We start from the raw sequence: 23771 nt of genomic DNA, 5'->3' as shown, positions 1-23771 counted from the left end.
AGGAGTCTCTGTGGGCGTTGAAAAAATAAAAATGCCACAATTGGGCGAAAGTGTCACCGAAGGCACAATCAGCACATGGCTGGTCCAAGTGGGAGATAATGTTAATAAGTACGATCCGATTGCAGAAGTAATGACAGATAAAGTAAACGCGGAAGTACCATCATCCTATACAGGTGTAATCAAAGAATTAGTCGCACAGGAAGGTGATACCATTGCTGTTGGTGAATTGATGTGCTATATGGAAGTAGAAGGCAGCGGTTCTACAGAGGATACAGACGAACCGGTGAAAGAGGAACCGGCCAAGGCAGATCCTGTAGCTGAGGAGAAATCAGCTCCTGTAACGAAGAGTGAGAATCAGAGTGAATCAGCTGACAGCGAGAAGCCGATGAAGAAGCGTTTTTCACCAGCAGTCATGCGTTTGGCTCAGGAGAACGATATAGATCTTGAGCAGGTAGAAGGTACAGGCAAAGGTGGCCGTATCACTCGTAAGGATGTCGAGAAAGTAATTGCTGGAGGCGGCACAAAAGATAAACAGCCGCAGGAATCAGTACAGGAAGCAGCACCACAAACATCTCAGCCATCTCCATCCCACTCTGCGCCAGCTCCAATAAATGTGAAAACAGAAGTTGGGGATAAAGAGATTCCAGTTACTGGTGTAAGAAAAGCAATTGCTCAGAATATGGTCAAATCGAAGACGGAAATACCTCATGCCTGGATGATGGTCGAAGTGGACGTTACCGGTTTAGTAGAGTACCGGAATTCGATGAAAGATAAGTTCAAAGCAGAAGAAGGGTACAGTCTGACGTTCTTTGCTTTTTTTGTCAAAGCAGTAGCCCAGGCATTAAAAGAATACCCGCAATTGAACAGCACGTGGGCTGGTGATAAAATTATCCAGCGTAAAGCCATTAATTTAAATATTGCAGTTGCAAAAGAAGATCAATTGTTCGTACCAGTCATTAAGGATGCTGATGACAAGAGCATCAAGGGGATTGCGAAAGACATTACTGACCTTGCTATGAAAGCAAGAAATGGTAAGTTGACTTCTGCAGATATGGAAGGAGGCACCTTTACGGTCAATAATACCGGATCTTTTGGCTCTGTGCAGTCCATGGGTGTCATCAACCACCCACAGGCAGCAATCTTACAGGTGGAATCCATTGTGAAAAAGCCTGTTATCAAAGATGGGATGTTCGCTGCAAGAGATATGGTGAATCTATGTTTATCATTAGATCATCGTGTGCTTGATGGCTTGGTTGCCGGTAATTTCCTTGCGCGTGTTAAAGATATACTGGAAAAGGTAACGAAAGATAATACACCAATTTATTAATAAGAAAAACTCCCGTGTACCTAAGATGGTTACGGGAGTTTTTTATTATATCTAACCAATTTTGAAAAGGTCTCTCTCTATGCTTTTGTCTTATAGGAAGTGATATGAGATTGCAGGGTTTTATCTGTTCCAAACATAAAATGCTTTTCCATATTTGGGGAATAAGTGGAATTGACGGCCACTCTCCCTACAGTTTCTGCGACTTCACGCAGCATACTTGGAGATGCCCCGCAGCATAACCCTAAGTAATTGACTCCAATATCATGGGCTTCCTTTGCCCAGGCAGCAAGTTCATACCGGTTGCAATAAAGCGGGTCCAGCGATGTTGGAAAGGTAGTCTCGGTCGGCAGGGTACAAGAGCATCCCCCATCGGGTAAATTGAAAAAGGTAGGGTGTTCTTCCGTTGTTCTATATGGTATGGGTAGTGCACCTACATAACCCTCAACATTTGCACGAATTTTTTCCATAAAAGGCTGCATCGTAGCTGGTCCACGGAAACAATTCATTCCTACTACCAAAGCTCCATGTTTCTTCAATAACTGACAGCCTTCCTCTACGGTATATCCATCCCGTAATACATTCTCCCCCATTAATCCAAACGTAATGACAGCAGGGAGGCCTTGTCTTTTTATTTCTTCTAAAGCAATCTTTGCTTCCTCGTAATAATAGAAGGTTTCACCATTGACAAAGTCTACCCCTTCTTCTTTGCACCAGCGAACCATTTCAGCAAAAATAGCACGCACGTCTTCTTTTGAAGAAGGGTCGTCGGGATTGAAAAGATTAGTATTTGAAATGTTACCAGCCACTAATGCTTCTTCTTCCGGATGTTCTTTTGCTACTTCTTTGGCCAGCCTAATAGCCTGGCGGTTCAATGGCTCTAATAAATCTTCCTTGCCGATAATCCGCATTTTTTCCCGGTGGGCATTGTAAGTGAATGCTAAAACGACGTCCGAACCTGCCAGCATATAATCGCGATAAGTCTGTTTAAGGGCTTGTGGATTATCCAAGGCGACTTCCGGAACGAATGAACCAGCTTGAAGGTATCCGCGACGCTCTAATTCAAATAGGTATCCTTCCCCGCAAATAACCGGCCCTTCCTGCAATCGTTGTTCTAAACTTCTTTTTGTCATCCAATCATCCTCTCAGGTGTATTTTCTTCTTTTACAAAAAACTTCCCTCTTTTGATAAGAAGAGGGAAGTTATGTATCCAGTCCTCTCTTATCTTTCAGAAAATGGTTTCTGTAGGAATTAGCACCTTTTCAAGCAGCTGCCTGAATGGTTGCCGGGCATCATCGGGCCTAGTCCCTCCGCCACTCTTGATAAGAGTTGCTATGCAATTGTCCTGTATTATAAGTGGGTGTAATCAGAAATGTCAACTGTATTTTCAGAGAATTTTGTATAGAAAGCAATTAGCAATTACTGATTGATTGAAAGCAACTGGAAATATTGATACTATTATCTAAGAAGATAATCTTGTTATAAAGGGGATATACGCATGGATTTCAATATTTATATGAACGATGTCGTCAACCAGGCTCGTAACGAAATCACCCAGGCTGGCTATAAAGAACTTACTACACCAGACGAAGTGGATGAAGCATTGAATCAAAAAGGAACTACATTGGTGATGATTAACTCTGTATGCGGGTGTGCAGGTGGTGTAGCACGTCCTGCAGCAGCACATTCTATCCATTATGATAAACGGCCAGACCACCTGGTCACCGTATTTGCAGGGCAGGACAAAGAAGCGACGGAACGTGCTCGCCAGCACTTCGTCGGCTACCCGCCTTCTTCACCTTCTTTTGCTTTTTTGAAGGACGGAGAAATCGTTACAATGGTCGAGCGTCATGATATCGAAGGATTTGAACCAATGGAAGTCATTGGAAAGCTCCAAAACATATTTGAAGAGCATTGTGAAGAAATATAAGATTTAAAGTGAAAAAATCCGGTTCAAGGTTAGTGCCTTGTAACCGGATTTTTTTGCGTTGAGAAGGACATTTCCATATATCTCAGTTGTGATTGTGTTTAAACCACAAAACCGAAGGGAGATGTTTGTGAGTGGCACACCTTGTCTAAAAGCCGTCATAATCGTTACAATTTTCTTAACAGATAAATAATTAGGTTAGGGTTACAAGGAATAGGGAAACATCTTCTTTACGTAAGTGAAGCGAAGGGATGTGATGGTAGTGGAAGCCATTAGTAAGAACTTTTTCTTGTTTTTATCGAATAACCGGCTGCTGGATAAATTAGCGAAAAAGTGGGGGCCAAAATTCGGAGCTGATAAAATAGTCGGCGGAGAAACCTTTGACCAGGCCGTACCCTTGATTAAGCAATTGAATCAGCAAGGTCTTCAAGTGACCGTTGACCATTTAGGAGAATTTATAAATTCCGAAGCAGAATCGAGAAAGCGTTCACAAGAATGTATAGAAACCATTCGTACGATCGCTGAACATCAGTTAGGTTCTGAAGTTTCGTTAAAACTTACCTCCCTTGGACTCGACATCAATGAAGAACTTGTTATCGAAAACATGGAGCAAATCCTTGATACAGCCGAGAAGCACGGGGTAGTTGTCACCATAGATATGGAAGACTCATCGCGATGCGAACGTACCCTGGATATTTATAAACGATTAAAAACAACCTATCACAACCTTGGTACAGTCATTCAATCTTATTTGTACCGCTCTGATTGTGATATAGATGATCTCGATGAATATGATCCTTATTTGAGATTAGTAAAAGGGGCATATAAAGAATCTGGAAAAGTTGCTTTTCCGGATAAAGAAAAGGTAGATGCCAATTTGAAGCATCTGATTAAGAAAAATTTATTGAATGGCAATTATACAGCTATCGCCAGCCATGATGATCAAATCATCAATTACACGAAAGAGCTGGCAGCAGAACATCAGATACCAACCGATCAATTTGAATTCCAAATGTTATATGGGATGAGGAATCAGACACAACTTGACCTTGCTAAGGAGGGCTATACCGTACGAGTATACTTGCCTTATGGAGATGATTGGTATGGTTATTTTATGAGAAGGATGGCTGAACGACCAGCGAATATCGCCTTTGCTATTAAAGGTGTTTTCAGTAAATAAATGATAAATAAATTTCTTGAAAGGGGTTTTATAAATGGTAACAGCTTATCGTCATGAACCATTCACAGATTTTACGATTGAGGAGAATAAGCAGGCATTTGAAGCTGCATTGAAACAAGTGAAAGAAGAACTAGGGAAAGACTATGACCTTGTGGTGAATGGAGAGCGTATTCACACGGAAGAAAAAATTGTTTCTACGAACCCTGCTGATACAAAGCAGGTGGTAGGAAATGTTTCAAAAGCCAATCAGGAGACTGCTGAGAAAGCAATTCAATCAGCAGCAGAAGCCTTCAAGAGCTGGAAAAAGTGGGATGCTGCATCCAGGGCTGAGATTCTATTCCGTGCTGCTAACATCGTGCGCAAGCGTAAGCATGAATTTTCTGCTTACCTTGTCTATGAAGTAGGTAAACCATGGAAGGAAGCCGATGCGGATACGGCAGAAGCGATTGATTTCCTCGAATATTACGGTCGTCAAATGCTCGAACTAAAAGATGGAAAGCCTGTCAATAGTCGTGATGGGGAGCATAACCGTTATGTTTATACGCCGATTGGTGTAAGTGTAGTTATTCCGCCATGGAACTTAGCTTTTGCAATTATGGCTGGTACTACAATCGCCCCTATTGTTACAGGTAATACGGTGGTAATGAAGCCTGCCAGTAACAGTCCTGTTATTGCTGCGAAATTTGTAGAGGTGCTGGAAGAAGCGGGACTTCCTAAAGGGGTATTGAACTTTGTTCCTGGAAGTGGCGGGGAAGTCGGTGATTACCTTGTCGATCATCCTAAAACAGCATTAATATCCTTCACAGGTTCCCGGGAAGTTGGTACTCGTATTTTTAAACGCGCAGCTGAAATACAGCCTGGCCAGCAGCATTTAAAGCAAGTGATTGCTGAAATGGGCGGTAAAGATACAGTGGTCGTCGATAACGAAGCAAACCTTGATATAGCAGTAGAAGCTATTATCGTTTCAGCATTCGGGTTTTCTGGTCAAAAATGTTCTTCCGGCTCGCGCGCCGTCGTCCATGAGGATGTCTATGATGAAGTATTAGAACGCGTGAAAAAGCGGACAGAAGAACTAACCGTCGGTAATGCTTCAGAAGAAAATGTGTATATGGGACCAGTTGTCGACCAGGGAGCATATGACAAAATCATGGGATATATCGAAGTTGGAAAAGAAGAAGGCCGATTGGTAACTGGCGGTAAAGGAGATGATTCCACCGGTTATTTCATCGAACCAACCGTATTCGCAGACCTTGATCCAAACTCCCGTATGCAACAGGAAGAGATCTTCGGACCAGTCGTCTGCTTCACGAAAGCGAAAGACTTCGATGAAGCGATTGATATTGCTAATAATACAGAATACGGCTTGACCGGTGCTGTGATATCAAATAATCGCGCTCATCTTGATCAGGCTGCAACAGATTTCCATGTCGGTAACCTGTATTTCAATCGTAATTGCACTGGAGCTATCGTCGGGTATCAGCCATTCGGAGGTTTCAATATGTCCGGTACCGACTCCAAAGCAGGAGGGCCAGATTACTTGGCCCTGCATATGAATCCAAAAACTATTTCAGAAAAATATTAAGTATCAAGAAAAGCAGCACTCCCAGGGAGGGGGTGCTGCTTTTTTCTTGGAAAAATCGAATCAGAATTTGAAAAGTCGTCTAAAGATCATGATTTTCAAATGGTTCTTCTTTCGGTTTTCGCTTGAAGTTCGATATAATTAGCAGTAACTAAATTTTACGTACCCCGCAGCCCTCCAAAAAATGGAGGATCCTGGGTGGCATGGAGGAGGGTAGAGCAGGCTATGGATATAACAGATATGATTTATCGTACAGATGATATTCATAGAGTGACCGAACTGATCAGCTCAAAATTGAATAAGCCAGTCATTGTTGAGAATAAAAACTTTGAGCTGGTATCTTATAGTGCGTCCATGGATGAGTTTGATCAGACACAGCAAAAGACAATCCTCTCCAAAAAATGTCCGATTTTTATCATCGACCGGCTGAAAAAGGAAGGGATCGTCCAGCGTCTGGAGAAACAGCCGACGCCCATCAGAGTACAACCAATCGAAGAGCTTGGTTTCTATCAAAGAATTGTCATCGCAGCTAAACACCTGGGGCAAACGATGGGATATATATGGGTACAGGAATCGGAAACACTGCTTAAGGACGAGGAGCTTGATTTTTTACAAGAAATCAATGCTCATTTAGGTAAGCTTGTTTATGACACCTATGCGAAAGTGAATGCCAAAGAAGGAAGACGTGAGGAATTATTGTGGAACTTGCTGCAGCATGAGTATGGCAGTGAAAATCAATTGCGTAATGAAGCGACTTTAGCAAAACTGCAATTGCCGGAACGTTTTTCCGTATTGGTCTTCGCCATTTCCGATCCCGGTGAAAATTATCGGTTAGATTATTTAGAAAAAGTAGTGGAAAGTTTCTACCTCAGGAGAAAAATATATTTGCTGAAATCTGACTATCAAATAGTATTGATTGTCCAAGGAGAAGCAAACAAAGAGTTTTCTTCAAGAAATCTCGCACGTGAATTCATCCATGAAGTAAGAGATATTGCTGGCAGTAAGGTTTTTTATCGTTTTTTGATTGGTCTGGGGAAGGAATATACGTCACTTATTCAGATGAGAAAGAGTTTTCTTGAAGCTTTGGAAGTTATTGAAACGGCTAACTTTATCACTCCACGACCGGAAACGATGCCTCGGGAATTTTCTAAATTAGGGGTCTATCGTTATCTGGCAGCTTTGTATGAAAAGAATAGCTCAGAAGATTATTTTAGTGAGGACTTGCTGCGATTGATGAAAAAGGATAGGGAAAGCCAGACCGACCTGCTGAAGACTCTGGAAGTTTACCTTGCTAACAACGGGAAGGGCAAACAGACGGCAAATGATTTGTATATACATCCCAATACACTTAATTATCGGATTAAACAAATACTGGAATTGACGAATATCGATTTTAATGACTTCAATATGAAAAGTTACCTATATACAGAATTGTTACTTTTGAATAACGTCCCGGCCTACTATCAAAGATATAAGGAAGCAGCAGAAAGAGGAGGCAGCTGAAACTCTTATTAAAGGGACGGCTGCCTTTTCAGAGTATAGGAAGTCATGTTATGATTTTAAAATATTTTAGTACAACTAGGAAGAGGAGCCGTCTATTGTGAAAATCGGTTATCGCACGATAAAAACAGCTATCGGTACACCGGTTGCTATTTGGATTGCCCAATTGATGAGCCTGGAAAACTTTGCATCTGCCGGTATTCTGACCATTTTATGTATACAAGTAACTAGAAAACGTTCGATATTATCGGCATGGCACAGGTTTGCTGCCTGTATGATTGCCATGGTTTACTCTTATGTGTTTTTTGAGACGTTAGGATATAATCCTATTGCCATTGGTCTCATGCTTTTTTTGTTTATTCCTACTACTGTGAAATTAAAGGTTTCTCCTGGGATAGTGACCAGTTCTGTTATTATTTTACACCTTTATGGCTCGAAAAATATTGATTTCTCGGTAATCACAAATGAATTTATGTTGATCGTCGTCGGGATCGGAACCGCTTTGATTTTGAACCTGTATATGCCAAGTTTAGATAATAAGCTTTATGAATATCAGGAAAAGATTGAGCGAAACTTTTCCATTATCCTAAAACAATTAGCCACGTACCTTCGTGAAGGGGACAATGACTGGTCTGGCAAAGAATTGACCGAAACAGCGGAACTCCTGGAAGCGTCTAAATCGATGGCATTCCGGGATGTGGAAAATCATTTGCTTCGTTCTCATAATCAGCATTATCATTATTTTAATATGCGATTGAAACAATTTGAGTTGTTGGAGAGAATGCTGCCGCTCGTAAGCAGTGTGTCAGGGTCTTATAAGCACTCGATTAAAATAGCTGCTTTCTTTGAGGAGCTTTCAGAAGCCGTTCATCCTGGAAATACCGCAGTCATTTACTTGAAACAGATCCAGGAGTTAAGGAAAGAGTTCCGGGAAGATCAATTACCGGAATCCAGGCAGGAATTTGAAGTGAGGGCTAGCCTGTTTAATTTACTTAATGAAATCGAACAATATTTGATTATTAAACGTTCTTTCAAAAAGAGTGACGTATAGAAGCCGGAGCAGAGAGGGGATGCTAAGCAAAAAGGAGAAAAGACCATGCAAATGCTGCTTATTTTTCTTATGCTAGCTTTCTCTCTTCCTTATCATCCGGAAGTTACCGACCCATTCGTTATTGTCAGTAAAGAAACGAACCAGCTTGCTTTTTTTAACAACGGCAAGCTGGAAAAGGTTTATCCGGTCGCTACCGGGGCAACACAAGATCTTACACCTGCGGGATTATTTACGGTTACTGTAAAAGCTAAAGATCCCTATTACCGTAAAAAGGATATACCAGGGGGGGACCCGGAAAACCCGTTAGGCTCAAGGTGGATCGGCTTTGATGCTAAGGGAACCGATGGCCGGATTTACGGTATTCATGGTACGAATCAGCCTTCCTCGATTGGGGAAAATGTCTCCCAGGGCTGTATCCGTTCGAATAATAACCAGGTAGAAGAACTGTATGAGCAGGTTCCAATTGGGACGAAAATTTTGATAGTAGAAAATGATCGGGACTTTTTACGTCTATACGAGGATTATATAAAGCAGGAAATGAAGAAAAGACTGCAATAAAAAAGCGGAGGTTGCTAAGGCAAGCTCCGCTTTTTTCAGTTTAGACTTCGTTTTATTAAAGAAACATTCCTGCTCCTGCTAATAGAGATGACAGTACCATAGATAAAATCATGATATAAATAACGATTTTCATTCGGCGTTCACGTTTTGACTGTTTTTTAGCCAAGGTTGTTACCTCCTTTATACATCCTCGGGATGTCCGAAAATACTTTGGACACACGTTATCTGTATTTTACATGTTATTGCGAGATTGGACAAGACCGGAAAAGTATTTCAAAATAGAATTATGAAATCTTTCAAAAATTTGAAAAATCATGGGATTGTTTCAGGTTTTTTGGTGAAAAGATGTCTGATTTTTTGGTAAGCTAGTAAGGAAGATATTCAGGGAGAGGGAGGGTCAATCGAATGAGTGATCAATCAAAGTATCAACAACAAAAGCAACAGTGGGAAACGGACGTGGATAAAACCACCCAACGATTCCCTGAGCGCAAAGAAGACTTTGTTACAAGCTCTGACATTCCAGTAGAAAGAATTTATACACCGGAGGATGCTTCTTCCGTGTATTCGTATGAGGAAAATTTAGGCTTTCCGGGGCAATACCCTTACACACGTGGTATCCAGCCGACCATGTATCGAAGCAGATACTGGACAATGCGACAATATGCAGGGTTTGGGTCTGCGGAAGAGACAAATAAACGGTTTCGATATTTATTAGAACAAGGGCAGACGGGATTGTCTGTAGCCTTCGACCTGCCAACCCAAATCGGTTATGATTCCGATGACCCGATGGCGGAAGGAGAAGTTGGTAAGGTAGGTGTAGCCATTGATTCTTTAAAGGACATGGAGCAGCTTTTTGATCAAATTCCTCTTGATAAAGTCAGCACATCCATGACGATCAATGCTCCGGCCTCCATTTTACTCTGCATGTACATAGCGGTAGGAGAAAAGCAGGGAGTACCGATGGAGAAGCTGACCGGCACCATCCAGAACGATATTCTTAAGGAATATATTGCGCGTGGGACATATATTTTTCCGCCAAAACCTTCCATGCGTCTGATTACAAATATATTCGGCTATTGCCAGACTAACGTGCCAAAGTTCAACACCATCAGTATTTCCGGTTATCATATCCGTGAAGCGGGGTCTACGGCTGTGCAGGAAGTCGCTTTTACAATTGCGAATGGCATGGCTTATGTAGATGCTGCTATTGAATCTGGCCTGGAAGTAGACCAGTTTGCACCAAGACTTGCGTTTTTCTTCAATGCTCACAATCAATTCTTTGAGGAAGTAGCGAAATATAGAGCGGCACGACGTATTTGGGCGAAAATCATGAAAGAGCATTACAAAGCAGAAAATCCGAAAAGCTGGAAGCTTCGTTTCCATACACAAACTGGTGGATCTACACTGACAGCACAACAGCCGGATAACAATATCGTTCGGGTTACATTGCAAGCGCTTGCAGCTGTCATGGGAGGAACACAAAGCCTCCATACAAATTCCAGGGATGAAGCATTAGCTTTACCTACGGAAGATTCTGCCCGGATCGCGCTCCGTACCCAGCAGATCATCGCCAATGAAAGTGGGGTAGCTGATACGATTGATCCGTTAGGCGGTTCCTATTATGTTGAATCCTTGACGGACAAAATCGAAGAAGAAGTCAACGATTACCTGGAGCGAATCAAGAAACTCGGCGGGGCCGTCCAGGCGGTAGAAGACGGATATATGCAGCGGGAAATCCATCAATCAGCATACGAGGCACAAAAACGAATTGAATCTAAAGAAGATATCATCGTAGGGATGAATGATTTCCGTATTGATGAAGAAATCAACCCTGATTTGCTTCGAGTGGACGAAGCGTTAGAAGCAAGACAAATCGAACAGACAAAAAATATAAGAGAAACAAGAGATCAGCAGCTGGTCGAAGATTGCCTGCTGAATTTGAAGCAGGCAGCACAGAATGCGAATGAAAACTTAATGCCATATATCCTGGAAGCGGTTAAAGCTTATGCTACCGTTGGAGAAATCGCCAATGTGTTACGAGAAGAATTTGGCGAATATACGGGGATGTAAAAGGGGGAAACGGACATGAAAAAACAAATACGCGCATTGATAGCTAAACCAGGATTAGACGGCCATGATCGTGGCGCCTTAATTATTGCCCAGGCATTAAGAGATCATGGGATGGAAGTAATTTACACAGGGTTGAGACAGTCACCAATTCAAATCGCACAAGCTGCCATCCAGGAAGATGTCGACGTGGTAGGTTTGTCATCTTTATCAGGGGCACATAAATCTCTGTTTCCCAAAGTAGTACAGGCTTTGAAAGATAAAGGAGCAGAAGATATCCCGGTCATAGGAGGAGGAGTGATTCCTGCTGAAGACATTGCTTACTTAGAGGAACAGGGAGTGGCAAAAATTTTCACCAGCGGTACGCCGACGGAAGCTATCGCTAATTATATAGAAAAACTGGTCGATCCCGACGCCGGACTGATTACTTCTCCTGAGAAAATCGCCCACATCGGGATAGCAGTCAAGCAATTGGAAGCAACGCTTCCTTTTTATCAGGATGTGCTTGGTCTGAAGCTTGAAAATGTGGAGGAAATAGCTTCGGAGCAGGTACGCGTTGCTTTTCTTAAAATAGGAGAGACCAGGCTGGAATTGCTGGAGCCGATAAGTGAAGAATCACCTATCCAGAAACACATAGATAAGCGTGGGGAAGGCATCCATCACATTGCACTGGAAGTGGATGATATCCACGAACGACTGGCACAATATAGGGAAAGCGGTGTTGCATTGATTCATGAAACGCCAAAAACAGGAGCGCATAACAGTCAAATCGCCTTTCTTCATCCGAAAGCTGGAAACGGCGTCTTATATGAATTGTGTCAGCATAGTGAGAAGGAGTGATACACCATGGATATTTACGATAAAATAAATGAACTTTATGATAAACGCCGTCAGACAGAACTTGGCGGTGGAGACGAGCGAATTGAAAAGCAGCATGCCAAAGGAAAAATGACAGCAAGAGAGCGAATCGATTACATGCTGGATGAGGGAACATTCATTGAACTGAACCCATTTATGGAACATCGCGGAGACAGCTTCGGCATGAATGGGCAGTCGGCACCGGGAGAGGGTGTTGTTACAGGGTTTGGTAAAATTGATGGGAGAGAAGTTTATCTATTCGCACAGGACTTTACTGTATTCGGCGGCGCTTTAGGCGAAATGCATGCGAAAAAGATTGCTGCCGTCATGGACTTAGCAGTTAAAAATGGTACGCCATTTATCGGATTAAACGATTCTGGGGGTGCTCGCATCCAGGAAGGAGTTTCTTCTCTTGATGGCTATGGCCATGTTTTTTATCGAAATTCTATATACTCTGGAGTTATACCTCAAATTTCAGTAATTATGGGCCCGTGTGCCGGGGGAGCGGTATATTCTCCGGCTATCACAGATTTTGTCATCATGGTGGAAGAAACGTCCCAGATGTTCATTACTGGACCAAAGGTCATTGAAACAGTCACAGGTGAGAAAATTTCATCGGAAGACCTTGGTGGTGCTTATGTTCATAATTCGAAGAGCGGAAACGCCCATTTGAAAACAAAGGATGAAGAATCAGCACTTGATGCTGTCCGTCAGCTGGTGAGCTACCTCCCAGCTAACAATGAAGAGAAACCTCCAGTACGAGAGCTGGAGGAGAAAGATGACTACCTTCCTGATTTGACAGACAAGATACCATTCGATCCGATCCGGCCATATGATGTACGGGTTGTCATCGATGAAGTAGTCGACCCTGATTCGTTTTTCGAAATTCATAAAGACTTTGCTAAGAACATCGTCGTGGGGTTCGCGAGACTCAAAGGTGAGACGGTCGGCCTTGTATGTAACCAGCCGAAGTATATGGCCGGTGGTCTCGATATTGACTCCAGTGATAAAGCGGCAAGGTTTATCCGATTCTGCGATTCCTTCAATATACCTATCATCACCTTTGAAGATGTCACCGGTTTCTTCCCGGGAATCAAGCAGGAGCATGGAGGCATCATACGTCACGGAGCAAAAATTTTGTATGCCTATTCCGAAGCGACTGTACCAAAGCTTACGGTTATTACAAGAAAAGCTTATGGTGGGGCATATGTAGCATTGAATAGTAAATCTATCGGTGCAGACCTGGTCTATGCGTGGCCGAATGCTGAAATTGCCGTAATGGGGCCTGAAGGTGCTGCCAATATCATTTTCGCGAAAGAAATAAAAGAAAGTGATAACCCGGAAGAAACACGCCAGAAGAAAATCAGCGAGTACCGAGAACGTTTTGCTAACCCGTATGTTGCAGCTTCCCTGGGTATGGTTGATGATGTCATCGATCCTCGGGAAACCCGGAGCACTTTGATCAAAGCACTGGATATGCTGAAAAACAAAAAGGAAGAGCGACCGAAAAAGAAACACGGCAATATTCCACTTTAACGTTGCCAGCAGCCTGTAAACTGCTATCGTTGACAGTTTCAGGCTGTTCCGCTAACGTACTAGTTGGACTGTATGATACATAAAGGAGGGCATACGAATGGCAGCAGTAAATAAAGAGCGTCTGATTGAGGAGTTCCTGGAGCTGGTTCAGGTTGATTCCGAGACAAAAGACGAAGCTAAAATTGCGGAAGTACTGAAAAAGAAATTTACCGATCTTGGCTTGGAAGTGCTGGAAGATGATGCGCGCAGCCAGACAGATCACGATGCCAACAATTTGATATGTAACCTGAAAGGGACAAAGGAAGGCGTCGATACGATTTATTTCACATCACATATGGATACCGTCGTTCCTGGAAATGGCGTCAAACCTTCGATCGAAGATGGCTACATCGTAACCGACGGAACTACCATTTTGGGTGCGGATGATAAAGCAGGTCTTGCAGCTATGCTGGAAGCCATCCGAGTACTGAAGGAACATGATATCGAACATGGGGACATCCAGTTCGTCATTACTGTTGGGGAGGAAAGCGGCTTAGTCGGTGCCAAGGCACTTGACGCTTCCCTATTAAAAGCTAAATATGGCTATGCCATCGACAGTGACGGAAAGGTCGGCAACATTATCGTTGCTGCTCCGACACAAGCAAAAATTAATGCCATCGTCAAAGGCAAGACAGCCCATGCCGGAGTTGCTCCAGAAAAGGGTGTTTCTGCGATCACGCTTGCTGCTAAAGCAATTGCAAAAATGCCGCTTGGCCGGATTGATGATGAAACCACGGCAAATATCGGCCGTTTTGAAGGCGGGAAACAGACAAATATTGTTTGCGATCATGTGGAAATTTTAGCAGAAGCCCGTTCACTCGTTCCGGAAAAAATGGAAGCTCAAGTGGAAAAAATGAAAGAAGCATTCCATAACACAGCCAAGGAAATGGGCGGTGAAGTAGATGTCGAGGTCACCGTCATGTACCCTGGTTTTAAACATCAGGCTGGTGACAAGGTCGTTGAAGTGGCACGTAGTGCTGCTAAGAACATAGGCCGTGACAGTGAACTGCTGCAAAGTGGCGGCGGAAGTGATGCCAATATCATTGCCGGCCACGGCATTCCGACAGTAAACCTCGCAGTAGGGTATGAAGAAATTCATACAACTAACGAACGCATGCCAGTTGCTGAATTGGAAAAAGTTGCTGAGTTTGTCACCGCTATTATCCAGGAAGCAGCCAATGTATAAATGAACCAATCGATCATGCTCAAAAAAGCATGATCGATTTTTTAGTTTCTGTTCACCCCGGGACATCCAGATTCTGGAGGACTTGGGGTGCTTCTCGAAATAGGTTGTATCTGCGTGCTATAATAGAAGAACAAAAGTTCGTAAAGAAGGAAGGATCATCATGTCTTCTAGATGGTACCCGAAAAATGGCAGGGTCATTTTTCATGTTGATATGAATAGTTTCTATGCTTCAGTTGAGATGGCGTTCGATCCCACCTTAAAGGGTAAACCTCTGGCTATCGCAGGAAACCCGGAAGAGCGAAAGGGGATTGTCGTAACCAGCAGCTACGAGGCAAGGAAGCACGGGGTAAAAACGACGATGCCGTTATGGGAAGCCAAACGGCATTGTCCTGATTTGATCGTGATGCGCCCGAACTTCGACCGGTATCGTACAGCTTCTAAAGAAATGTTTAAAATACTTGCAGATGTCACAGAGATTATCCAGCCGGTATCCATCGATGAAGGGTATATGGATATCACAGCCTGCGAACATCTTGGTTCTCCATTGGAAATAGCTGATCGAATCCAACAGCGGATTTCTGATGAACTCGATCTCCCATGCAGTATCGGTATCGCACCAAATAAGTTCCTGGCTAAGATGGCTTCGGATATGAAAAAGCCAATGGGCATCACTGTTTTGCGAAAGCGTGACCTGTCGAAGAAATTGTGGCCGCTTCCGATTGAAGAAATGTATGGCGTCGGCGATAAAACAGCTGCAAAACTTCGCAATTATAACATGGAAACTATTGGCGACCTTGCCAATTATGATGTATTTAAACTGAAACAATTATTGGGTATTAATGGCGAGCGGTTGAGGAACCGTGCTAATGGACAAGACAACCGTCCTGTGGATCCAGAAGCTGTACATGAATTCAAAAGTATCGGGTCTTCAACCACTCTGTCCCAGGATACTACCGATGACATGGAGATCCGCCAAGTGTTGAGAAGGCTTGCTAATAAAGTGGCTGCCCGTATGAGTGGCAAAAAAGTACTGGCGAGAAATGTTCAGTTGATGATCCGTTATCACGACTGGAAAAACATCACAAGAAGCAGACAATTGAATGATTATATCCATACCTCGGATGACCTGTTTCATATTGCTTCCAGGTTATTTGATGAACATTGGAACCAGGAACCTGTCCGGCTGTTAGGAATAACTGCAGGAGATTTGGCCGAACAGAAAGAAGTGACCCAACAACTGGACATTTTCAGCTTCGAGCAATACGCTGAAAAAGAAAAGCTCTATAAAACCATCGATGATTTGACCGAGCGTTATGGAAAAAACCCTTTTCAGGACCTGACGTCTACAAACGATCGCTCACATAAAGTCAGTACCAGCTTTCAAAAAGACTTCTTAGATGACTATAAAAAATAACGGCATCCAGGACCTTTCAGGTACTGGATGTTATTATTTAGCCGGAAATTTATCTTCGTTGAAGGAAATCATTAGATAGGAAACGAATAATCAGTTGTTAGTGGAATTATAGACCAGATTACAATAAATATAGGAGAGTAAAAAGGAGGGAAAGGCATCATGGTGTCCAGCAATAAGATAGTTAAAGGGGTACAGGTAGATCCTTACACGCGTTGCCGACACTATCATAGTGACATAGATATCATTGCCATCAAATTCTATTGCTGCAAAGAATATTACGCCTGCTATTATTGCCATAAGGAAAAGGCGGATCACCGGGAGGAAAAATGGCCGCAGAAACTTTGGAATGAACGAGCCATTCTATGTGGAAATTGTGATAAGGAATTGACCATTCATGAATATTTGGAACTCTCTCAATGTCCGCAGTGCCTCCATCGTTTTAATGAAAAATGCAGTATCCACTACCCATTATATTTTGATATCTAAGATGATGTAAAAATTAGAAAAGGTAGTTACTATTGAAAGCCACTGGAGTTACACAAGTGAGGATAAACCTATGAAAAAGAGACCCCCGAAGGAATACTACGTTGGTTAGACGAGTATACATAATATCCCGATAGTTTAAACCAGAAGATAGGAGAAGGGTGCAAGTTGTAGACTATATAAGAGAGGAAACTGAAGATGAATAGGGCGCTCCTTCAATTGGAAGGATTCATAATTTTTTTATCCTCCGTTTATTTCTATGGTAGTAATGAATTCAGTTGGGTATTATTTATTTTCGTATTGTTTACCCCTGATATCTCGATGTTAGGTTATCTTATAAACAAAACGGTAGGGGCGTACAGCTATAATGCATTCCATAGTTATCTGTTCCCGATATGTTTATGTCTGTCAGGGCTGACTTTCAATGTTGACACCATGTTAATGGTGGGATTAATCTGGATAGCGCACATCGGGATGGACCGAGGTCTTGGCTTTGGGTTGAAGTATCCGAGCGGATTTAAAGATACCCATATACAAAAAATATAAAAGAGCAGCCGGCTTAAATGCCGACTGCTCTTTTTACTTATCTTCTTAATGTTATACCCATTTAGGTGGGGAAAACATCGGTAACATAATGATTCATTTAATCAACCTGTATTACGAAGTCCGGCAGCTACCCCACTGATAGTAAGGAGGACTTCGGTAAGCAGACTTTCTTCGCGGCTTTCCGTTTCTCTTAATTCTTTGATCAATTCGACTTGAAGGAAATTCAATGGATCCACGTAAGGATTACGTAATCTTACCGAATCCTGGATTGTGACTTGTTTATCCAATAATTCCTGGTCCCCGCTGATCTTTAATAGGATATCTTTCGTTCGATTATATTCATCTACAATGTCACTATAGATCCGTTCACCAAGGTCTTTATCTTTTACAAGCGACTTGTAGTGATTTGCTGTCTGAAGATCCGCTTTCATCAAAGCCATTTGCAGATTATCGATGGTGGAGCGGAAGAATGGCCAGTGTTCATACATTTGCTGCAATGTCTCCAGGTGATTGCTGCTTTGTTCTGCATAAGAAGTCAGGCCGGAACCTGCAGCATACCATGCCGGGAGCAGCTGGCGGTTTTGTGTCCAGGAAAATACCCATGGAATCGCGCGTAAATTCTCAAATTTAGAGCTGTCTTTCCGTTTCATCGGTCTGGATCCGATGTTTAGTTCACTGATTTCTTTCAATGGTGTTGCTTCATTGAAATAAGTGAGGAAGTCTTTGTCGCCAAATACTAGAGATTGATATTTCTTAAGGGAAACCTCTGATATTTCTTCCATGGCTTTTTCCCATGTAGCTTCCCGGTGATGCCCTTGTTCTGATTCTTTCGATACATGTGCAGCTCCTTCAACGAGGGTAGATGCTGCCTGTTCCAGGCTTCGATAAGCGATATCGCGGATAAGGTAGCGGGAAGACAATACTTCACCTTGTTCTGTAATTTTTACGCCGTCTCCCAGGGTTTCCGCTGGCTGGGAGAGGATACTTCTATTCAATGGCCCGCCACCTCGGCCTAGTGATCCGCCACGGCCATGGAAAAACTTAAGTCCAATGTTATATTCTTTGGCCATATCATGAATCTCCTGCTGTGCATTGTAAAGCTTCCAATTGGCAGTCAGGGTACCGCCATCTTTACTTCCATCGGAATAGCCTAACATGACTTCCTGGTGGTTGTTTCGCTCGCCTAGGTGTTTGCGGTAGGCATCCATTTCAAATAAGGTTTTCAAAATTTCAGGTCCTGCTATCAAATCGTCCACTGTTTCCAGAAGAGGTGCGACATTCAGATTGCTTTCCACTCTTCCATCGGGATGCAGACGGTAAATTCCGGCTTCTTTGGCAAGCACTAATACTTCCAGCAGGTCACTGGCTGCTTCTGTCATGCTTACAAGGTATACCTCGATGGCACGATCCCCGAATTCACGATGGGCTTCACGAATTAAATTGAAAACCCGCAACATTTGTTGTGTTTCCTCTGAATAATCTTCATCCAACAAAGTGATCGGACGAGGATCTTCGAGGATACCTTCCAGCATTTTAATTTTTTCTTGTTCGCTTAATGAAGCATAATCTTCGCAGATATTTACTTTCTGGAGAATCTCTGTAATGGCGGCTTCATGTTCACCACTATGGTTCCTAATGTCGAGAGTTGCTAAATGAAAGCCGAACAGCTGCACCTGGCGTACCAGTTTACGAAGCATCTTTAATTCCCGCTGGTTTGGCTGATGACTTTTTACACTTCGTTGAATCATATACAGGTCGTCCAATAGCTGATCAGCAGAATCGTAACCTAATTCTGATTTTCCAACATTGCGAAGTCGTTCTAATATGATGGCGAATTTCCGTCGGTAAATTTCTTTTTCTACACGCCATTTTTTATTTGCACCTATAAGGGCTTCCTCTTTTTCTACCGAGGTAAGCAGCTCATCAGTGACTGTAACAATTTTGGTCGAATGACTGAATCGCTTCATCAGTTCTACCAGGACTTCTTCATATTTATCGAGTACCAGCTCTCGATGTTTTTTTAATGTACTCCAGGTAATATCAGGAGTAACATTCGGGTTCCCATCACGGTCTCCCCCAATCCAGGAGCCGAAACGAAGGAAGTTAGGGATCTGCCATTCCTCGCCTGGATAGCTTTCCTCCAGCCTGTCTTCCAGTTCCTGATGGATGTCAGGAAGCACATCAAAAAGTGTTTCATCAAAGTAATAAAGCCCATTTCTCACTTCATCCATGACTGTCGGTTTCCGTTCCCGGAGCTCATCTGTCTGCCAGAGGACAGTGACCTCATTCATTAAACTGTCCTGCAACTGTTCCCTTTCATGGGAAGTGAGTTGAGGGTTGTCCAATTGTTGCAAAATGGTAGCGATTCGTTTTTGGATTTCCAATACCGTTCGTTTTGTCGCTTCTGTAGGATGGGCCGTGATAATCAGCTCTAAGGATAATTGGTCGAGGACATCCTGGATTACGGAACTGGAAATATCATTCTTGCGAAGTGACTCGACGGCACTCTCCAAGGAGAATGGTTGTATTCCATGATCTTCACGAAGCCGGTATTCGCGGCGCCGGCGAACACGATGGTTCTGCTCAGCTATATTAACAAGATGGAAATAAATTGAGAATGCGCGGATGACTTGGGAGCGCATCGGAGGATGGAGGTTTTCGATTTCTTGTTTCAGCTTTTGATAGGTTGCTTCATCCGGGTTGCTTCTTAGCTCTTTCGACATTTGGCGGATTGTTTCTACTTTATCGAACAATTCCTGACCGCCATGATGAATTAAAATGTCACCGAGCATATTACCCAGTTCACTTACGTCACGTCGTAAGGGGATAGTACTGTCATTGGATTGTCTTGTTGTTGTCATGATTTCACCTTCCTGTTTTTCTTTAAAAATTACTGGCCAAATTATGGCCGATGTATGTTTTCTTATGTTATCAGAATTTTTAGGATAGTCAAATCTATTAACTATAAAAATTTAACCAGACTAGTTTTTGTTGAAGTATTAAACTATCAAAATTTTTTAAGTTTCTCCACTGTTCTGCTTGCTCATGGTAAATAATTTCATAAAAAGTAAAAAACTGCTTCTCAAATTCCATATTATCCTATATACTTAAACTGTACTAAGGATACTAATACAGTTAACACGGTTCATGGATCGGAGGGAGAAGGCCATGTTTGATTTGGATTTACGAAGCAGAAAGCCTATCTACGAACAGCTTGTCGAGAAATTCAAGGAATTAATTATCAAAGAGATTCTGCAGGCAGACGAGAAGCTTCCTTCGGTGAGAACATTGGCGAAACAGATGACGATCAATCCAAATACCATTCAAAAAGCCTACCGCGAGCTGGAAACCCAAGGCTACATCTATTCCGTAAAAGGAAAAGGGAGCTTCGTACAGGTTTCTGATGATGCCGTTAATCAGGAGGAACTTATGAAGATTAAAGAAAAACTGACAGCGGATATTTCTGAAGCGTTGTACCTTGGCGTGACACGGAAGGAAATCGAACAGCTTATTAAAAAAGCAGAGGAATCGATAGGGGGGCAAAAGACAAATGATTGAATTACGGGGTGTAGAGAAATCCTTTCAAAACCAAAGGGTGCTTAATGATATTACATTACAGATTAAGACCGGTTCCATCTATGGTCTTCTCGGATCTAATGGGGCAGGAAAAACCACACTGCTGAAAATCATGGCTGGAATATTAAAGCAGGAGGAAGGCAGTGTGCAGATGAAGGAGGCTCCTGTTTATGAAAATAATGAGGTGAAAAATAAAATGGTCTTCATCCCTGATCGGCTTTACTTTTTCTCTCATTACACGATTGAACAAATGGCAAAGTTCTATCAAAATATTTATTCTGGCTGGGACCAGTCAAGGTTCGAGGAATTAAAAGATATATTCGGTCTTGATATCAAAAAGAAAGTCAGTCAATTTTCAAAAGGCATGCAAAGGCAGGTAGCATTCTGGCTTGCTTTATCAGCAATGCCGGATATTATGATTCTCGATGAACCGTTTGACGGCTTGGATCCAGTAGTACGGAAAAAGGTGAAAAATCTATTGATCCGGGATGTTGCAGAACGGCAAATGACCATTGTTATATCCTCGCATAACTTAAGAGAAGTAGAAGACATCTGCGATTATGTTGGGATTTTACATAATGGAGACATTCTTTTAGAAAAAGACCTCGATGATTTGAAAGCGGACATCCATAAAGTCCAGGCGGCTTTCAGAAATCACGTACCAGCCAAATTGAAACAGGAATTAACACTCCTGCACGAAGAAAAGCGGGGAAGTGTCCGGTTATGGATCGTACGGGGGAGTGAAGAAGTCATCACGGAGAAGGTTGAAGCTTATAGTCCGGTAGTTTTTGATTTGCTGCCGCTTACATTAGAAGAAATCTTCATTTATGAAATGGGAGGTGTCGGCTACAATGTTGAAAACATCCTCGTTTAAAAAAGAAGTTACAAAACAGAACTTCCGCAGTGTCGGCTGGATCGGTATCGTATATTTGGCAGGTCTGCTATTCGCCCTTCCTCTCAAGTTAATGATGGAAGTATCCAGTGACAGACCTTTAGGTGAGTATTTCTATCAGAGAGGCCTATTCCAGGTTAACTTTGAGATTCAGCAGCTGCTGATGATTGTTCTGCCCGTATTATTAGCAGTGTTTTTATTTCGTTATCTTCATATGAAAGAGTCCTCCGACTTTATACATAGCCTGCCATTAAAGCGGAAGGAGCTTTACCATATTAATATTTGGAATGGCCTTGTTATCTTAGTTTCACCCATTCTCATCACAACCTTAATTATTGCCATCATTACTGTTAGTTATGATTTAAGTGGTATTTATGAGTGGAGTGACCTTTGGTATTGGGCAGGAGGAACGCTGTCCTATACATTGCTGCTGTTTTTTTCCACCGTGTTTGTCGGTATGTTGACCGGCATGTCGGCAGTCCAGGGAGTCCTGACCTATATCATGCTGCTTTTCCCGGCTGGGATCACAGTGCTTTTCTATTTTGTTCTAGACCAGTTTTTATATGGTTTTTCTACAAATTATTATATGGACAGCAGTATAGAAATGCTTTCACCACTCAGCGATTCATTAAACCTGTTTAATGGGTCCTTACCAGCAATCCGGTTTATCATTTATACAAGCATCGCCGTATTTTTCTATGGCTTAGCATGGGTTATTTACAAACATAGAAAATTAGAAATGGCCGGGCAGGCAATCGTTTATAACGGCTTGAGACCATTGTTCAAATACGGATTGACATTCTGTATGATGCTTGTGGGAGGATTGTACTTCCAAAGCCAGCCTGCGGGGTGGGTGATTTTCGGATATGTCGTCGGTTCATTGGTTGGGTATACGGTTGCTGAGATGGTATTGCAAAAAACATGGCGGGTCTTCGGAAAATGGAAAGGCTATCTTGGCTTTTCCGTTGTCACATTCCTTGTTTTCTTCATGCTGGAAATAGATGTCACCGGTTATGAAAAAGCAATACCGGAAGCTGGGAATGTGGAACGTGTATTTATAGGGGAAGGTTCCTATACGTATAAAAACAAAAACGAGATGATGATGTCAGAAGCAGGATACCTGACCAGCGCGGAAAATATCGAGGCGATTCGGAACCTTCATCAGCAGATTGTGGAAACCGGCCCGCCTGATGATCATGCCAACAGAAAGCGAAATATATTCCTTGCCTATGAGGAAAAAGATCAGGGAAGTGTCATTAGAGAATATATAATTTCTGAAGACCAGCTTCAGTCTGCACTGAAACCAATCTATGAATCAGAAGAATATAAACAGTTAAAATACCCTGTCTTACATGTGGACAGTGAAGATATCGAGAATATCCGGTTTTATGTACCCGGAAAAGAGGACGAGAACATTGTAATAACAAATGCTGAAAAGATTGCCTCATTGGTGAAACAATTGAAGCAGGATTTGGATGAAGAAACCTTTGATAAGAGGTATCCCTTGATTGGAGACCAGGGTGAAATCAGTTTTTCATTAAGTGATGGAACAGAATTTCACGTACCAATAAAGCGCTCGTATGACCGATTTAATGACTGGCTTCAGGAACAGCAAATGTACGAAGACATCATCCTTACAGCCGATGACATTTCAAAAGCCGTGATCATGTATGGGGAAGGGGATGAGGGTACGATTTATAATCGATTCGAAAAAGCGGCTGCATCGAGCGACCACGTATGGACGATAACGGACCCGGAAAAAGTCGAGATGCTGCTGAATAGAAGCGGGAATGACAATCAAGGAAGTTATTTTGTTGCCCTTTACTACAAGGGAGGCTATCCGGAAATGATCTATAGTGTCCCGGAAGACTTTGTTTCCCGAATCATCAAATAAAGAAAAAATGAGTGCTTAGCAGAACAAATGCGCAAGCGCCTTGCTCACCCCCGACAAGCTTAAGACAAGCCTCGGCGTGACGTTCTTTGTCACAGAGAGGATTGACTTAAGACCTCGAGGGGGTAGGCGCTGGAGCTGGATGCAGCCAGTTCCAAAGGGGT

The 23771-nt window shown here is 42.6% G+C and carries 20 protein-coding genes and 1 riboswitch; of the genes, 17 read left to right on the top strand and 3 right to left on the bottom strand.

Annotation, left to right across the window (positions count from 1 at the left end; all coding sequences use genetic code 11):
• Nucleotides 1-10 precede the first annotated feature (10 nt).
• Complete coding sequence (locus B9Y67_RS18200; protein WP_085508788.1) at nt 11-1327, top strand: dihydrolipoamide acetyltransferase family protein; 1317 nt, start codon at nt 11-13, stop codon at nt 1325-1327.
• A gap of 77 nt (nt 1328-1404) precedes the next feature.
• Here the strand turns inward: B9Y67_RS18200 and B9Y67_RS18195 are convergent, their stop codons facing one another.
• Nucleotides 1405-2457, bottom strand: a complete 1053-nt coding sequence (locus B9Y67_RS18195) for a homocysteine S-methyltransferase family protein (RefSeq protein ID WP_085508787.1) — start codon at nt 2455-2457, stop codon at nt 1405-1407.
• 85 nt (nt 2458-2542) lie between these two features.
• A riboswitch (SAM riboswitch) is annotated at nt 2543-2653 on the bottom strand.
• 163 nt (nt 2654-2816) lie between these two features.
• Here B9Y67_RS18195 and B9Y67_RS18190 point away from each other — a divergent pair.
• The 6 genes from B9Y67_RS18190 (at nt 2817) to B9Y67_RS18165 (ending at nt 9119) form a co-directional block, all read left to right on the top strand.
• Nucleotides 2817-3254: a BrxA/BrxB family bacilliredoxin gene (locus B9Y67_RS18190; RefSeq protein ID WP_166761427.1), complete on the top strand. Its 438-nt coding sequence runs from the start codon at nt 2817-2819 to the stop codon at nt 3252-3254.
• 253 nt (nt 3255-3507) lie between these two features.
• A complete protein-coding gene (locus tag B9Y67_RS18185) occupies nt 3508-4431 on the top strand; it encodes a proline dehydrogenase family protein (protein WP_139823870.1) in 924 nt (307 codons plus the stop codon).
• A gap of 34 nt (nt 4432-4465) precedes the next feature.
• Entirely contained in the window at nt 4466-6013 is a 1548-nt protein-coding gene (pruA, locus tag B9Y67_RS18180; protein ID WP_085508785.1) for an L-glutamate gamma-semialdehyde dehydrogenase, read from the top strand.
• Nucleotides 6014-6208: 195 nt separating this feature from the next.
• Nucleotides 6209-7513 (top strand): PucR family transcriptional regulator, encoded by a 1305-nt coding sequence (locus B9Y67_RS18175; RefSeq protein ID WP_254901838.1) that lies wholly within the window; start codon nt 6209-6211, stop codon nt 7511-7513.
• A gap of 94 nt (nt 7514-7607) precedes the next feature.
• Nucleotides 7608-8561, top strand: coding sequence for an aromatic acid exporter family protein (locus B9Y67_RS18170; RefSeq protein ID WP_085508783.1), 954 nt, complete (start codon nt 7608-7610; stop codon nt 8559-8561).
• Nucleotides 8562-8606: 45 nt separating this feature from the next.
• Nucleotides 8607-9119, top strand: coding sequence for a L,D-transpeptidase (locus B9Y67_RS18165; RefSeq protein ID WP_085508782.1), 513 nt, complete (start codon nt 8607-8609; stop codon nt 9117-9119).
• A 55-nt stretch (nt 9120-9174) separates the two neighbouring features.
• Here B9Y67_RS18165 and prli42 read toward each other — a convergent pair whose 3' ends face one another.
• The gene (gene prli42, locus B9Y67_RS20790; protein WP_254901837.1) at nt 9175-9285 is read right to left on the bottom strand and encodes a stressosome-associated protein Prli42; all 111 of its coding nucleotides are present in this window, start codon (nt 9283-9285) and stop codon (nt 9175-9177) included.
• Nucleotides 9286-9524: 239 nt separating this feature from the next.
• Between prli42 and B9Y67_RS18160 the strand changes: the two genes are divergently transcribed.
• From B9Y67_RS18160 to B9Y67_RS18130, 7 genes are all read left to right on the top strand, one after another.
• Entirely contained in the window at nt 9525-11189 is a 1665-nt protein-coding gene (locus B9Y67_RS18160) for an acyl-CoA mutase large subunit family protein (RefSeq protein ID WP_085508781.1), read from the top strand.
• A gap of 15 nt (nt 11190-11204) precedes the next feature.
• Complete coding sequence (gene mce / locus B9Y67_RS18155; protein WP_085508780.1) at nt 11205-12026, top strand: methylmalonyl-CoA epimerase; 822 nt, start codon at nt 11205-11207, stop codon at nt 12024-12026.
• Nucleotides 12027-12032: 6 nt separating this feature from the next.
• Nucleotides 12033-13580, top strand: a complete 1548-nt coding sequence (locus tag B9Y67_RS18150) for an acyl-CoA carboxylase subunit beta (protein ID WP_085508779.1) — start codon at nt 12033-12035, stop codon at nt 13578-13580.
• Nucleotides 13581-13677: 97 nt separating this feature from the next.
• Complete coding sequence (locus B9Y67_RS18145) at nt 13678-14805, top strand: M20/M25/M40 family metallo-hydrolase (RefSeq protein ID WP_085508778.1); 1128 nt, start codon at nt 13678-13680, stop codon at nt 14803-14805.
• Between the two features lie 160 nt (nt 14806-14965).
• On the top strand, nt 14966-16219 hold the full coding sequence (locus B9Y67_RS18140) for a DNA polymerase IV (RefSeq protein WP_085508777.1): 1254 nt from the start codon (nt 14966-14968) through the stop codon (nt 16217-16219).
• Nucleotides 16220-16378: 159 nt separating this feature from the next.
• Nucleotides 16379-16705, top strand: a complete 327-nt coding sequence (locus B9Y67_RS18135) for a CHY zinc finger protein (RefSeq protein ID WP_085508776.1) — start codon at nt 16379-16381, stop codon at nt 16703-16705.
• A gap of 195 nt (nt 16706-16900) precedes the next feature.
• Complete coding sequence (locus B9Y67_RS18130) at nt 16901-17248, top strand: DUF4260 domain-containing protein (RefSeq protein WP_085508775.1); 348 nt, start codon at nt 16901-16903, stop codon at nt 17246-17248.
• 101 nt (nt 17249-17349) lie between these two features.
• Here B9Y67_RS18130 and ppc read toward each other — a convergent pair whose 3' ends face one another.
• On the bottom strand, nt 17350-20109 hold the full coding sequence (gene ppc / locus B9Y67_RS18125; protein WP_085508774.1) for a phosphoenolpyruvate carboxylase: 2760 nt from the start codon (nt 20107-20109) through the stop codon (nt 17350-17352).
• A gap of 307 nt (nt 20110-20416) precedes the next feature.
• Here ppc and B9Y67_RS18120 point away from each other — a divergent pair, with 307 nt between their 5' ends.
• From B9Y67_RS18120 to B9Y67_RS18110, 3 genes are read left to right on the top strand one after another with little or no spacing between them, the layout of a single operon-like run.
• The gene (locus B9Y67_RS18120; protein WP_085508773.1) at nt 20417-20806 is read left to right on the top strand and encodes a GntR family transcriptional regulator; all 390 of its coding nucleotides are present in this window, start codon (nt 20417-20419) and stop codon (nt 20804-20806) included.
• Nucleotides 20799-21698, top strand: a complete 900-nt coding sequence (locus tag B9Y67_RS18115) for an ABC transporter ATP-binding protein (RefSeq protein ID WP_085508772.1) — start codon at nt 20799-20801, stop codon at nt 21696-21698. Before B9Y67_RS18120 ends, B9Y67_RS18115 begins: the two co-directional genes overlap by 8 nt.
• Entirely contained in the window at nt 21676-23610 is a 1935-nt protein-coding gene (locus B9Y67_RS18110) for a DUF6449 domain-containing protein (RefSeq protein WP_085508771.1), read from the top strand. The genes B9Y67_RS18115 and B9Y67_RS18110 overlap by 23 nt, the downstream gene beginning before the upstream one ends.
• The last annotated feature ends 161 nt before the right edge of the window (nt 23611-23771 follow it).

The sequence above is a fragment of the Thalassobacillus devorans genome (assembly GCF_900176565.1).
GTDB classification, from domain to species: Bacteria; Bacillota; Bacilli; order Bacillales; family Halobacillaceae; genus Thalassobacillus; species Thalassobacillus devorans_A.
This window is presented reverse-complemented; position numbering and strand designations above follow the sequence as displayed.